General features: G+C 59.1%; 12 protein-coding genes. All 12 read left to right on the top strand.

Annotated features, from left to right (window positions below):
- The first annotated feature begins 15 nt into the window (after positions 1-15).
- The 12 genes from AC4IC4_RS14165 (at position 16) to flhE (ending at position 14,245) form a co-directional block, all read left to right on the top strand.
- Positions 16-774, top strand: a complete 759-nt coding sequence (locus AC4IC4_RS14165; RefSeq protein WP_491471357.1) for a fimbrial biogenesis chaperone — start codon at positions 16-18, stop codon at positions 772-774.
- Positions 750-3,134, top strand: a complete 2,385-nt coding sequence (locus AC4IC4_RS14160) for a fimbria/pilus outer membrane usher protein (RefSeq protein ID WP_491471356.1) — start codon at positions 750-752, stop codon at positions 3,132-3,134. The genes AC4IC4_RS14165 and AC4IC4_RS14160 overlap by 25 nt, the downstream gene beginning before the upstream one ends.
- Positions 3,131-4,093: a Csu type fimbrial protein gene (locus tag AC4IC4_RS14155; RefSeq protein ID WP_032647810.1), complete on the top strand. Its 963-nt coding sequence runs from the start codon at positions 3,131-3,133 to the stop codon at positions 4,091-4,093. The genes AC4IC4_RS14160 and AC4IC4_RS14155 overlap by 4 nt, the downstream gene beginning before the upstream one ends.
- An 84-nt stretch (positions 4,094-4,177) precedes the next feature.
- Positions 4,178-5,845 (top strand): methyl-accepting chemotaxis protein II, encoded by a 1,668-nt coding sequence (gene tar / locus AC4IC4_RS14150; RefSeq protein WP_491471355.1) that lies wholly within the window; start codon positions 4,178-4,180, stop codon positions 5,843-5,845.
- A 44-nt stretch (positions 5,846-5,889) separates the two neighbouring features.
- The gene (gene tap / locus AC4IC4_RS14145) at positions 5,890-7,491 is read left to right on the top strand and encodes a methyl-accepting chemotaxis protein IV (protein ID WP_491471354.1); all 1,602 of its coding nucleotides are present in this window, start codon (positions 5,890-5,892) and stop codon (positions 7,489-7,491) included.
- Positions 7,492-7,510: 19 nt separating this feature from the next.
- Positions 7,511-8,377: a protein-glutamate O-methyltransferase CheR gene (cheR, locus tag AC4IC4_RS14140; protein WP_023312253.1), complete on the top strand. Its 867-nt coding sequence runs from the start codon at positions 7,511-7,513 to the stop codon at positions 8,375-8,377.
- Positions 8,374-9,423, top strand: coding sequence for a protein-glutamate methylesterase/protein-glutamine glutaminase (locus AC4IC4_RS14135; protein WP_008500430.1), 1,050 nt, complete (start codon positions 8,374-8,376; stop codon positions 9,421-9,423). Before cheR ends, AC4IC4_RS14135 begins: the two co-directional genes overlap by 4 nt.
- Positions 9,424-9,440: 17 nt before the next feature.
- On the top strand, positions 9,441-9,830 hold the full coding sequence (gene cheY, locus AC4IC4_RS14130; RefSeq protein WP_008500431.1) for a chemotaxis response regulator CheY: 390 nt from the start codon (positions 9,441-9,443) through the stop codon (positions 9,828-9,830).
- Between the two features lie 10 nt (positions 9,831-9,840).
- On the top strand, positions 9,841-10,485 hold the full coding sequence (cheZ, locus tag AC4IC4_RS14125; RefSeq protein ID WP_023312251.1) for a protein phosphatase CheZ: 645 nt from the start codon (positions 9,841-9,843) through the stop codon (positions 10,483-10,485).
- 148 nt (positions 10,486-10,633) lie between these two features.
- On the top strand, positions 10,634-11,782 hold the full coding sequence (gene flhB, locus AC4IC4_RS14120; protein ID WP_024909679.1) for a flagellar biosynthesis protein FlhB: 1,149 nt from the start codon (positions 10,634-10,636) through the stop codon (positions 11,780-11,782).
- Positions 11,775-13,853, top strand: coding sequence for a flagellar biosynthesis protein FlhA (gene flhA, locus AC4IC4_RS14115; RefSeq protein ID WP_024909680.1), 2,079 nt, complete (start codon positions 11,775-11,777; stop codon positions 13,851-13,853). Before flhB ends, flhA begins: the two co-directional genes overlap by 8 nt.
- Complete coding sequence (flhE, locus tag AC4IC4_RS14110) at positions 13,853-14,245, top strand: flagellar protein FlhE (RefSeq protein WP_024909681.1); 393 nt, start codon at positions 13,853-13,855, stop codon at positions 14,243-14,245. Before flhA ends, flhE begins: the two co-directional genes overlap by 1 nt.
- Positions 14,246-14,265 lie beyond the last annotated feature (20 nt).

The following is a 14,265-nucleotide window of genomic DNA, read 5'->3' as shown; positions in this document are numbered from 1 at the left end:
AAAGGGAGAGTGTTGATGAAGCCAATTTTCAGACCTGTTTGTCTGGCGGGCGCGTTGGGAATGGCTGTGGCAACCGGTCAGGCGCAGGCGGCAGCCACCATTCTGCTCTGGCCGATCGATCCGTGGCTTGCTGCGGACGCCAATGCCACGGAACTGTGGATCCAGAACCAGGGAAACAGCGCCACGACGATGCAGGTCCGCATCGTGCGCTGGAAGCAGGAGGACGGACACGAGCGTTATACCGCGCAGCAGGACGTGGTCGCCAGCCCGCCGATTGTCACGATTGGCACGGGCAGCAAGCAGCTTATTCGCCTTATCAAACAGACTTCAGTCCCCGCAGGCGTCGAACAGGCCTACCGCATTATTGTCGATGAAATCCCCCAGCCTGATGCTAAAGCCGAACCCTCCATTGGCCTCAAATTGCAGATGCGATACTCCATTCCTCTGTTTGTGTATGGACAGGGGATACCGACGATAAAAGAGGGCGCGCACCACGCGCTGGTGGAGACCCGAAACCTGAGCTGGCGGGTGACGCAGGCGGGTGGACAGCCTGCGCTGGAGGTCCGAAATCGCGGGGATGTCCATGTCAGGCTAAGCCAGGTGGCGCTGGAGCAGGGAGGGCAGAAACGCACGGTTGCGGAGGGATTACTGGGTTACGTCCTTCCGGGCAGCACCCGCAGCTGGCCGGTACCCGCTGGCGTTCGTCAGCCAGAGCGGATGAGCGCGCAGATTAATGCCAGGGACGCACAATGGCAGTCGACGCCCGTCAACTGAAGCCGGCGATGATGATCCTGCTCTGCGTCAGTTCCGCAACCTGGGCTGAGCCCGGTGACGACAGTTTACCGCCGCCGCCCCAGGCAAAGGCGATACATGATGAAGCGGTTTTCCAGCTTGCCCTCGTGGTCAACCACTACGATACCGGTCTGGTTGTGCCCGTGACGCAGCGTAAAGGCGCTTTCTTTATCTCCAGCGCCGACCTGCTGCGCGCGGGGCTGCCCCCGGCGCATGTTCCCACCGGAGAGGTGAATCTCTCTTCGCTTGCCCTGGTTCGGGTGGAGTACGACAGCGCCGCGCAGCGCCTGCTGCTGACCGTTCCCCGCGACTGGGTGACGGCCCGGGTGACGCCGTTCAGCGCGCAAGCGACGCAGGCCAAACCGCACTACGGGCGCGGGGCGCTGCTGAATTACGATCTCTACACCAACCACACGGAACATATCGGCGGTCAGGCGTCGCTCTGGCATGAGTTCCGCTACTTCGACGAGAACGGCTCCTTTTCCTCCACCGGCTACGCGCGCGAAAATTTCAGCGGTAACGACGGCCAGCAGGAAGGGTATGTTCGCTATGACACGACCCTGCTGTTCACTAACGAAGATGACGCGATGAGCTGGAGCGTCGGGGATGTGATTAGCGATGCCCTGAGCTGGAGCTCCAGCGTGCGGATGGGGGGGATCAGCGTCGGGCGGGATTTCTCCCTGCGCCCCGATCTGGTGACGTGGCCGCTGCCCGAGTTCGCAGGGGAAGCCGCGGTACCCACCTCGGTCGATCTCTTTATCAATGGCTATCGTTCCGGCTCAACCCAGCTTCAGCCGGGCCCCTTCACCCTGACTAATCTGCCCTATATCAACGGCGCCGGGGATGCGGTGCTGGTCACGACGGATGCGCTGGGGCGCCAGGTGAGCACCACGCTACCGTTTTACGTCACCAGCGACCTGCTTAAACAAGGGCTCAGCGACGGTGCCGTGACCCTGGGCAGCCTGAGGCGTAACTACGGCATCAAGAATTTTGACTACGGTTCCGCGGCGGGCAGCGGCTCGTATCGCTACGGTCTAACAGACTGGCTAACGCTGGAAGGCCACGCGGAAGGGGCGCAGGAGCTGGCGCTGGGTGGGGCGGGGACCGTGATAAAACTCGGCCAGTTTGGCGTGGTGAATACCTCTTACTCGCAGAGCCGCATGCGCGATGATGCGGGCGGGCAAATCAACTGGGGTTACCAGTACAGCATCAGCGCGTTTAGCGTCGCCACCCAGCACACGCGTCGCGGCCGCGGCTTTGGCAATCTGGCCCTCTACGACCAGCCGATGGTGTATGACGAAAACGATAAACCCATCGCCAGCTTCAGCCGTAATACGGACCAGTATTCTCTGACCTTCAATCTGGGACAGTACGGCAACATCGGTGCGGCCTGGATCGGCGTGGAGAGTTTCGACAGCCAAAAAACCGAGCTGCTCAATCTCTCCTGGAGCCGCAATCTGTGGGGGGCGAGCAGTATTTACCTGGCCGGCAGCCGGGATCAGCAGCGGGGAGACTGGACGGTCGCGCTGTCGCTGCAGGTGCCACTGGGTGCACGCGACAGCGCTGCCGTCACCGTTGAAAATACCCCGGATGCAGGCAGTACCCAGCGCATCAACTATAACCATTCCATGCCTTCTGACGGTGGGTTTAGCTGGAACATGGCCTGGGCCAACCAGTCAAGATCCAGTGATTATCAACAGGGGACGCTGGGCTGGCGCAATAACAACATAGAGCTGCAGGGCGGCGGTTATGGCGAAAGGGATACCATGACCTGGTGGGGCGAGGCGATGGGCGCAATTGTCCTGATGGACGGCGAACTGTTTGCAGCGAATAAAATCAACGATGCGTTTGTGGTCATCAGTACCGACGGTCATCCGGATGTGCCCGTCAGCTACGAGAACCAGCCCGTCGGTAAAACCAATAACAACGGCTACCTGCTGGTGAGCGGGGTGTCGGCGTATTACCCCGCAAGCTACCGGATCGATACCCTGAATCTGCCGGCGGATACCCGTCTGAAAGAGACCGAGCGACGGATCGCGATCCGCCGTCACAGCGGCTATCTGGTTGATTTCCCGATGGAGCAGGAGCGGGTGGCAAGCGTTATTCTGCATGATGCGCACGGGCAGGCGCTGCCGGTGGGAAGCCAGGTCCGACGGGTCTCGCGCAGCAATGCGGTGGTGGGGTATGACGGCATCGCCTGGCTGGAAAATCTTAGTGATGTGAACCCGCTGGAGGTGATAGCGCCTGACGGAAAACGCTGCAGGGCTACCCTGACCGTGGGGGCCAATCCGGAACACAAGCTGAAAACCTACGGGCCGCTGATTTGTCGGGAGGCGCCATGACGCGCCTGCTGCTGTTGATTCTGCTGCTGTTCTCCGGCGGCGGCTGGGCGGCGTGTACCGTCAGTACGGTCAATGCCTCATTTGGCAGCGTCACCTCCTTCGCGCTCAGCGGAACCGGGGAGGTGGAAACCACCGGCACGCTGGTGGTGTCCTGTGATGCCATACTGAATCTGCTGACCAACGACTCGGTGACGCTGACCTACACCGCCGCATCGGTTTCGGGCAGCAGCCGGGCCACCATGAAACGGACAGATGATGCGACCATCACGGACGTGATCCCCACCCGGCTGTGCGGACTCTCGGGCTGCGCGAGCAGCAGCGAGGTACAGATAAGTAAATCGTATACCTGGAGTGGGAATACCTTGCTGGGGCTGCTGGGGTCAAAGCAGTACAACATTCCGCTCTATTTTCGCACCGTCGCCGGACAAAACGTCACTGCCGGGCCATATCAGGTGCAGTTAACCTTCAGCGTTAACTACAGCGTGTGCTCCGTGGGCGCGCTCGGCATTTGCACAATCAATCAGGCGGGCACCGCGACGACCACCATTCTACTGAACATGACTGTTACCAACGATTGCAGCGCCATGACCACGCCGGACGTGAACTTCAACAGCGCACCCCTGGTACAAAGTTTCCCTACCGTTTCGCAGGCGATTGCCGTCACCTGTACCAAAGGCAGTACGTATACCATCGGCATTAACAACGGGGCTAACGCGCTGAACAACGTGCGGCGCATGGTGAGCGGCAGCAACGCCATGAGCTATGACATCTATAAAGAAGCCACCAGTAACCGCTGGGGAGGCAGCGGCAGCGAGCGCTGGTCCAGCGCGGTATCGTCACAGGTCAGCACCGACGGCTTGCTGCGCACCTACAATTACACCGCGAAAGTCCTGACCAATCAGACCACGCCACCCGCCGGAACCTACACCGATACGCTGATTGTTGACGTGGCGTTTTAGCCCCGCGCTTTTCCCTTTCTCAAATGTAAAGTTCCTGTGGGTAGTGCCGATAACACCGTTAATAAATCTATGAGAAGGTGTTGTATGTTGAACCGTATCCGCGTTGTCACAATGCTCATGATGGTGCTGGTCATTTTCGCACTTCTTCAGCTTATTTCCGGTAGCCTCTTTTTCTCGTCGTTAAAACAGAATCAGGACAGCTTCGTGGCCTCGAACGATCTGCGGCTGCAGCAGAGTGAACTGACCACGACGTGGGATCTGATGCTGCAAACGCGTATCAACCTGAGCCGCTCGTCCGCGCGCATGATGATGGATCCCAACAATCAGCAGAGCAGCGCGAAAACGGACCTGTTGAAAAACGCGCGTGCGACGCTTGCCGACGCGGCAAAACATTACGACGCCTTCAAAAAGATTGCTCCGCAGCCTGCGATGGAGCAGGCGAGCGCCAACATTGATGAGAAGTACAACGCCTACTTTGCCGGGCTGACGGAGCTGATCCAGTTCCTGGAGAGCGGCAACATGGATGCCTATTTCGCTCAGCCGACGCAGGGGATGCAAAACGCGCTCGGCGCGGCGCTGGGTGAGTATGCCAAAGCCAGCAGCGACTTGTACCACTCTGCATTTACGGAAAGCCAGAACGACTACCGTTTCGCTAAATGGCAGATGGCCGTGCTGGCGCTGGCGCTGGTCATCGTGCTGGTAGCCGTGTGGTACGGCATTCGTCACATCCTTCTCAACCCGCTGGGCCGCGTGATTGCGCATATCCGCGACATCGCTTCAGGCGATCTGACCAAAACGCTGACCGTGTCCGGGCGCAATGAGATCACCGAGCTGGCCAACAGCGTTGACCATATGCAGCGCTCGCTGGTGGAGACCGTCACCAACGTGCGTAACGGATCCGAGGCGATCTATACCGGCACCAGCGAAATTGCGATGGGGAATAACGACCTCTCTTCCCGTACGGAACAGCAGGCGTCTGCGCTGGAAGAGACCGCAGCCAGCATGGAAGAACTGACGGCTACCGTGAAGCAGAACGCCGATAACGCCCGTCAGGCGTCTCAGCTGGCAGAAAGCGCCTCCGAGACGGCGCAGCGCGGCGGTCGCGTGGTGGATGGCGTGGTGAAAACCATGCACGAAATCGCCGACAGCTCGAAGAAAATCGCCGACATCATCAGCGTCATTGACGGCATTGCCTTCCAGACCAACATTCTGGCGCTTAACGCCGCCGTGGAAGCGGCGCGTGCGGGCGAACAGGGACGCGGGTTTGCCGTGGTGGCCGGGGAAGTGCGCAATCTGGCCAGCCGCAGCGCCAACGCGGCGAAAGAGATCAAGTCGCTGATTGAAGATTCCGTCTCCCGCGTGGATACCGGCTCCGTGCTGGTGGAAAGCGCCGGGGAGACCATGAATGACATCGTGAATGCCGTCACCCGCGTGACGGACATCATGGGTGAAATCGCCTCTGCGTCTGATGAGCAGAGTCGTGGTATCGACCAGGTTGCCCTGGCGGTATCGGAAATGGATCGCGTGACACAACAAAACGCCGCGCTGGTGCAGGAGTCCGCTGCGGCGGCCGCTGCGCTGGAAGACCAGGCGAGCCGTCTGAAGATGGCCGTCTCGGCGTTTCGTCTCGCTTCACTCGCTGGAAACACGGTCACCCCGCAGGCGACGTATCGCGCGCCAGCCGCTGAATCGGCTGCAAACCGTACGCGCATCGCGACGACCGGACAAGATGAAAACTGGGAAACATTTTGACTGACAATTAAACCGCGGCTGCTTGCCGCTTGATGGGAGCGTGGATGTTAAATCGTATTCGTATCTCGACCACACTGTTTTTGATTCTGATCCTTTGCGGTGTGTTGCAGGTTGGCAGTAACGGGTTGTCTTTTTGGGCGTTTCGCGATGGCTATCAGAATTTGCAGGAAGTTGAGACGAGTAATCAGCAGCGCTCCGCACTGGCACAAACGCGTGCCGTGCTGTTGCAGGCAAGCACTGCGCTGAACAAGGCAGGAACCTTAACCGCGCTGAGTTATCCGCCGGATGACATTAAAGCGCTGATGGCGACCGCGCGCGACAGCCTGAAACAGGCTGACGCACAGTTTAAAGCTTTTACGGCGCAGGCCGCCGACAGCGAGAAAGAGAAAGCGCTGAAGGCCGCCATGAAGACGAACTTTGAACAGTGGTACAGCGATCTGGACCACCAGGCGACGTGGCTTGAGAACAACCAGCTGTCGGACTTTATGACCGCGCCGGTTCAGGCCTCGCAGGCGGCGTTTGATGGCAGCTTTAACGCGTGGCAGCAGGATATTAACCAGTCTGTTCAGCGTGCCGGCGAACAGAGCCGTGAAAGCTATCACATGTCGGGCGTCATCTTTGCCGTGGTGGTGATTCTGGCAGGGCTGCTGACCGGGGCCGCACTGCTCTGGTCGCGCAGAATGATTGTCCAGCCGCTGGCGATTATCAGCAGCCACTTCGACAGTATTGCGAAAGGCGATCTGGCGCGTCCGGTAGCGGTGTTCGGCAGGAACGAAATTTCGGCGATCTTTGCCAGCCTGAAGGCGATGCAGGGATCGCTGCGGGAAACGGTGAGCGACGTGCGGCAGGGCAGTTATGCCATGCACACCGGGATCTCAGAGATTGCGGCGGGCAATAACGATCTCTCGTCCCGCACCGAGCAGCAGGCGGCTTCGCTGGCGCAGACGGCGGCCAGCATGGAGCAACTGACCGCGACGGTAAGCCAGAACGCCGATAACGCGCGTCAGGCGTCTGACCTGTCAAAACAGGCGGCGATGACGGCGAAGAAAGGCGGAGACCAGGCGTCCCATGTTGCCAGCACCATGCAGGAGATTGCCACCAGTTCGCAGAAAATTGGTGACATCATCAGCGTGATTGACGGTATCGCGTTCCAGACCAACATTCTGGCGCTGAATGCCGCCGTTGAAGCCGCGCGCGCCGGGGAGCAGGGGCGAGGATTTGCGGTGGTGGCAGGGGAAGTGCGTAACCTGGCGAGCCGCAGCGCCAACGCGGCGAAAGAGATTAAGGTGCTGATCGAAGAGTCGGTCTCGCGCGTTCAGCAGGGCTCAACGCTTGTGGATACGGCGGCGAAAACCATGCACGAGATCGTCACCTCCGTGACGCGGGTGAACGACATTATGGGCGAAATTGCCTCGGCGTCGGACGAACAGCGTCGCGGCATTGAACAGGTTGCACAAGCCGTCAGCCAGATGGATCAGGTGACGCAACAGAACGCCTCGTTAGTTGAGGAAGCGGCAGCGGCAACCGATCAGCTGGCCAGCCAGGCAGATCGTCTGACCGGACTGGTCGCGGTGTTTAATGTGAAAGAGCACGTTGAAGCAGTAACAGAAGTCGGGCGGTCGCAGGCCGTGCCAGTTGTATCCTGAATGTAATTAAGAAGGCGCTATGACATCACCAATGCCCCCTGGGCAAACGTCATTATTGTTGCAGATGACACAGCGCCTCGCGCTGTCCGACGCGCATTTTCGTCGGATATGTCAGTTAATCTACCAGCGTGCGGGGATCGTGCTTGCGGATCATAAGCGCGACATGGTCTACAACCGTCTGGTGCGGCGCTTGCGCACGCTGGGGCTGGATGATTTTGGCCGCTATCTGAGCATGCTCGAGGCGAACCAGAACAGCGCGGAGTGGCAGGCTTTTATTAACTCGTTAACCACCAACCTGACGGCGTTTTTCCGTGAAGCCCACCACTTCCCGGTCCTGGCCGAGCACGCACGCCGTCGCACCGGGGAGTATCGCGTATGGAGTGCGGCCGCCTCGACGGGCGAAGAACCGTATTCGCTGGCGATCACCCTGGCTGACACCCTGGGCATGACGCCCGGACGCTGGAAAGTCTACGCCAGCGATATCGATACCGAGGTGCTGGAGAAGGCGCGTAACGGTGTTTATCGCCAGGATGAGCTGAAAACGCTGTCACCGCAGCAGCTGCAGCGTTATTTCATGCGCGGGACAGGCCCGCATGAAGGTTTGGTACGCGTACGCCAGGAGCTGGCGAACTGCGTTGAATTCGCGCCCGTAAACCTGCTGGATAAGCAGTACAACGTGCCGGGGCCGTTCGACGCTATCTTTTGCCGTAACGTCATGATCTATTTTGATAAAACGACGCAACAGGACATTCTGCGTCGGTTTGTTCCGTTGCTCAAGCCTGACGGTTTACTGTTTGCAGGGCACTCGGAAAACTTCAGCAACCTCGCGCGTGAGTTTAGCCTGCGTGGGCAAACGGTATATGCGCTGAGTAAGGAAAAAGCATGAGTAAAATCAGGGTGTTGTCTGTCGATGATTCAGCGCTGATGCGTCAGATCATGACTGAAATTATCAATAGCCACAGCGACATGGAGATGGTGGCAACCGCGCCCGATCCGCTGGTAGCGCGGGATTTAATTAAAAAATATAACCCCGACGTGCTAACGCTGGATGTCGAGATGCCGCGCATGGATGGCATAGATTTCCTCGAAAAATTAATGCGGCTTCGGCCCATGCCGGTGGTGATGGTCTCTTCCCTGACCGGAAAAGGCTCGGAAATCACCCTGCGTGCCCTAGAACTGGGGGCGGTGGATTTTGTCACCAAACCGCAGCTTGGCATTCGCGAAGGGATGCTGGCCTACAGCGAAATGATCGCCGAGAAGATCCGCACCGCGTCTCGTGCGAAGCTTGCCGCCCACACGCCGATGGCCGCGCCTGCGACCCTGAAGGCCGGTCCTTTACTCAGCTCGGAAAAACTGCTGGTGATTGGCGCGTCAACCGGAGGAACAGAGGCAATTCGTCATGTACTCCAGCCATTGCCGCTTTCAAGTCCGGGTATTCTGATCACTCAGCATATGCCGCCAGGCTTTACCCGTTCGTTCGCCGAACGCCTGAACAAGCTATGCCAGATCAGCGTGAAAGAGGCGGAAGACGGCGAGCGCGTGCTCCCGGGACATGCCTACATCGCCCCGGGCGACAAGCATATGGAGCTGGCGCGCAGCGGCGCTAACTATCAAATCAAAATTCATGACGGACCGCCGGTCAACCGGCACCGTCCGTCGGTGGATGTGCTGTTTCATTCGGTGGCGAAACATGCGGGGCGCAACGCCGTTGGGGTGATCCTGACGGGGATGGGCAACGATGGTGCCGCCGGAATGCTTGCAATGCACCAGGCTGGCGCCTGGACGATTGCGCAGAATGAAGCAAGTTGTGTGGTGTTCGGCATGCCGCGCGAGGCCATCAATATGGGTGGCGTGAGCGAAGTGGTCGATCTTAGCCAGGTAAGCCAGCAGATGCTGGCGAAAATCAGTGCCGGACAGGCAATACGTATTTGACTCAGGAGTATTATTTTATGGCGGATAAAGAGCTTAAGTTTTTGGTTGTGGATGACTTTTCCACCATGCGTCGCATCGTGCGCAACCTGCTGAAAGAGCTGGGCTTCAACAACGTTGAAGAAGCAGAAGACGGCGTTGATGCGCTGAACAAGCTGCAGGCTGGCGGGTTTGGTTTTGTTATCTCCGACTGGAACATGCCTAACATGGACGGTCTGGAACTGCTGAAAACCATTCGTGCCGATGCGGGAATGGCGTCTATGCCGGTTCTGATGGTCACTGCAGAAGCGAAAAAAGAGAACATCATTGCCGCTGCACAGGCGGGCGCAAGCGGCTATGTGGTGAAGCCATTCACCGCGGCAACCCTGGAAGAGAAGCTCGGTAAGATCTTCGAGAAACTCGGCATGTGAGGTGATGGAAATGTTGCAACCTGCTATGAAACCCGTTGAAGAACACTCGCCGAGCGATATCATCGTCCGCATCGGCAGCCTGACGCGCATGCTGCGTGACAGCCTGCGCGAGCTGGGTCTGGATCAGGCGATTGCCGAAGCCGCGGAAGCCATTCCTGATGCCCGCGATCGTCTGGACTATGTTGTGCAGATGACCGCTCAGGCCGCGGAACGTGCGCTGAACAGCGTTGAAGCGTCACAGCCGCACCAGGATGCGATGGAAAAGGGGGCGAAAGCGCTGAGCAAACGCTGGGACGAGTGGTTTGAGAACCCTATCGAGCTGGCGGATGCCCGCGAGCTGGTGACGGATACCCGTCAGTACCTGGGTGATGTGCCGGGCCACACCAGCTTCACCAACGCCCAACTGCTGGACATCATGATGGCGCAGGATTTCCAGGACCTGACCGGTCAGGTGATCAAGCGCATGATGGATGTTATCCAGGAGATTGAACGTCAGCTGCTGATGGTTCTGCTGGAGAACATTCCGGAACCGGCAGCCCGTCCAAAACGCGAGAATGAAAGCCTGCTCAATGGTCCTCAGCTCGACGCCAGCAAAGCGGGCGTTGTGGCAAGCCAGGATCAGGTCGACGACCTGCTGGACAGCCTCGGCTTCTGATGGTCCGTTCCGCCTCAGGAGGTGAACGCCACCTGAGGCGGTTTGCGACAAAATCATCGAAAAGAGCCCGAATAAACGGGCTTTTCCCGCCATTGGATTTCCGCTGCGCTGGCATGATACCCGTGACGTAATGGGCTGAGCATGCACTGTGGCAGAAGAGAACGACGACAAAACGGAAGCCCCCACACCCCACCGACTAGAAAAGGCGCGTGAGGAAGGGCAGATCCCCCGATCCCGAGAATTGACCTCCCTGCTGATCCTTATCGTAGGGGTGTGCATTATCTGGTGGGGCGGGGAGTCGCTCGCCCGCAAACTGGCGGGAATGTTGTCCACCGGCTTACGCTTTGACCACAGCATGGTCAACGATCCGAATCTGATCCTCAGCCAGATAATTCAGCTTATTAAAGGGGCCATGGTTGCGCTGCTGCCCCTGATTACCGGGGTTGTGCTGGTCGCACTGGTCTCGCCAGTGATGCTCGGCGGTCTGGTTTTTAGCGCCAAATCGCTGCAGCCGAAATTTTCCAAACTGAACCCGCTGCCGGGCATTGCGAAAATGTTCTCTGCGCAGACCGGGGCTGAGCTGCTCAAAGCCGTTCTCAAATCGGTGCTGATGGGCAGCTCCGCGGGGTTTTACCTCTGGTACCACTGGCCGGAAATGATGCGACTTATCAGCGAATCACCGCTCACCGCGATGAGCAACGCGCTGAATCTGGTCGGGCTCTGCGCGCTTCTGGTGGTGCTCAGCATTATCCCGATGGTGGGTTTTGACGTGATCTTCCAGCTTTATACCCACTTCAAAAAACTGCGCATGTCACGGCAGGATATTCGTGACGAATATAAGCAGATGGAAGGTGACCCGCACGTGAAAGGGCGCATCCGCCAGATGCAGCGTGCCGCCGCCCGTCGCCGCATGATGGAAGATGTGCCGAAGGCCGACGTCATTGTTACTAACCCGACGCACTATTCCGTTGCGCTGCGCTATGACGAAAACAAAATGAGCGCGCCGAAAGTGGTGGCGAAAGGGGCGGGGCTGATCGCTCTGCGTATCCGGGAAATTGGCACCGAACACCGCGTGCCGATCCTGGAAGCCCCTCCGCTGGCGCGTGCCCTGTACCGCCATGCGGATATTGGACAACAGATCCCGGGACAACTCTACGCCGCCGTGGCGGAAGTGCTGGCCTGGGTATGGCAGTTGAAGCGCTGGCGTCTGGCCGGCGGTCAACGGCCTGTGAAACCTGAGAACCTTCCGGTGCCTGCCGCGCTGGATTTTATGAACGAGAAGGACACTGATGGCTAATCTGGTGGCAATGTTGCGCCTGCCCGGCAACCTGAAATCGACCCAATGGCAGATCCTGGCCGGGCCGATTCTGATCCTGCTAATTCTGTCGATGATGGTACTGCCGCTCCCGGCGTTCATCCTCGACCTGCTTTTCACTTTCAATATTGCGCTGTCCATTATGGTGCTGCTGGTGGCGATGTTCACCCAGCGTACCCTGGAATTCGCCGCGTTCCCGACCATTCTGCTGTTTACCACCCTGCTGCGACTGGCGCTGAACGTGGCGTCCACGCGTATCATCCTGATGGAAGGTCACACCGGGGCGGCAGCGGCGGGTAAAGTGGTGGAAGCGTTCGGCCACTTCCTGGTGGGCGGCAATTTCGCTATCGGTATCGTGGTGTTCGTTATCCTCGTTATCATCAACTTTATGGTTATCACCAAAGGTGCAGGGCGTATCGCGGAAGTGGGCGCGCGTTTTGTGCTGGACGGGATGCCGGGCAAGCAGATGGCGATCGACGCCGACCTGAATGCCGGTCTTATCGCCGAAGATGAAGCCAAAAAACGCCGTTCGGAAGTGACGCAGGAAGCGGACTTCTACGGCTCCATGGACGGTGCGAGTAAGTTTGTGCGCGGTGACGCCATCGCAGGCATTCTGATCATGGTGATTAACGTGGTCGGCGGCCTGCTGGTGGGGGTACTGCAGCACGGGATGGACATGGGCCACGCGGCGGAAAGCTATACGCTGCTGACCATTGGTGACGGTCTGGTCGCGCAGATCCCGGCGCTGGTTATCTCCACGGCGGCGGGTGTCATCGTGACTCGCGTGAGCACCGATCAGGACGTTGGCGAGCAGATGGTGGGCCAGCTGTTCAGTAACCCGCGCGTCATGCTGCTTGCTGCGGCGGTTCTCGGGTTGCTCGGTCTGGTGCCGGGGATGCCAAACCTCGTCTTCCTGCTGTTTACGGCAGGTCTGCTGGGGCTAGCCTGGTGGATGCGCGGCCGTGAAACCAAACCGGCTGCGGAACCTGTTCCGGTAAAAATGCCGGAGAATACCCAGGCCGTCGAAGCGACCTGGAACGACGTTCAGCTGGAAGATTCCCTGGGAATGGAAGTGGGCTATCGCCTGATCCCGATGGTCGATTTCCAGCAGGACGGCGAGCTGCTTGGCCGTATCCGCAGTATCCGTAAAAAATTCGCGCAGGATATGGGCTTCCTGCCGCCGGTGGTACACATCCGCGACAATATGGACCTGCCACCCGCGCGCTATCGCATTCTGATGAAAGGCGTTGAAATTGGCAGCGGTGATGCCTATCCAGGCCGCTGGCTGGCGATTAACCCCGGTACCGCCGCAGGCACGCTGCCGGGCGAGCAAACTATCGACCCGGCCTTTGGTCTGGCCGCGATCTGGATTGAAAGTGCCCTGAAAGAGCAGGCGCAGATCCAGGGGTATACGGTTGTTGAAGCCAGTACCGTGGTGGCGACCCATCTTAATCACCTGATTGGACAATTCTCGGCGGAACTGTTTGGCCGTCAGGAAGCGCAGCAGCTGCTGGACCGCGTCACGCAGGAGATGCCGAAGCTGACGGAAGATCTGGTTCCGGGCGTGGTGACGCTGACGACGCTGCACAAGGTGCTGCAAAACCTGCTCGAAGAAAAGGTACCGATCCGCGATATGCGCACCATTCTGGAAACGCTGGCAGAGCATGCGCCAATCCAGAGCGATCCGCACGAGCTGACGGCGGTGGTGCGCGTGGCGCTGGGCCGCGCGATCACCCAGCAGTGGTTCCCGGGAACCGGAGAAGTGCAGGTTATTGGCCTCGATACGCCGCTTGAACGCCTGCTGCTTCAGGCCCTGCAGGGCGGGGGTGGCCTGGAGCCGGGCCTGGCGGACCGTCTGCTGGCGCAAACCCAGGAGGCGCTGGCGCGTCAGGAGATGCTTGGCGCGCCGCCGGTGCTGCTGGTGAACCATGCGCTGCGTCCGCTGCTGTCGCGCTTCCTGCGTCGTAGCCTGAATCAGCTGGTCGTACTCTCGAATCTGGAGCTGTCGGACAACCGTCATATCCGCATGACCGCGACGATTGGAGGAAAATAATGCGTAAATGGCTTTGGATTTTGCTCTTCCCGCTGGTGGCACAGGCTGGCGGGGAGGGAACCTGGCAGGCAAGCAGCATGGGGGTGACCCTCAGCAACCGGGGCGTCGCCATGTCCTCTAATCCGCTTTCGCCTTCTGAAGGTGTTTCCGGTCAGATGGGCCTTGTGGTCTGGAACTACCGGCTGATTGGCCCTACGCCAGCCGGACTGCGGGTGCGTCTTTGCTCTCAGACGCGCTGCACGGAAATCGACGGCGAAAATGGTACGACGCAGGCGTTCAACGGCGTACCGGCCATTGAGCCTTTGCGTTTCATCTGGGAAGTGCCGGGCGGGGGACGTTTGATTCCGGCGCTGAAGGTGCAGAGTAATTCTGTCATCGTGAACTACCGTTGACGGTTGCGTGAGCAGGACTG

The sequence above is a fragment of the Enterobacter sp. Taxon_2 genome, assembly GCF_058355295.1.
This window is presented reverse-complemented; position numbering and strand designations above follow the sequence as displayed.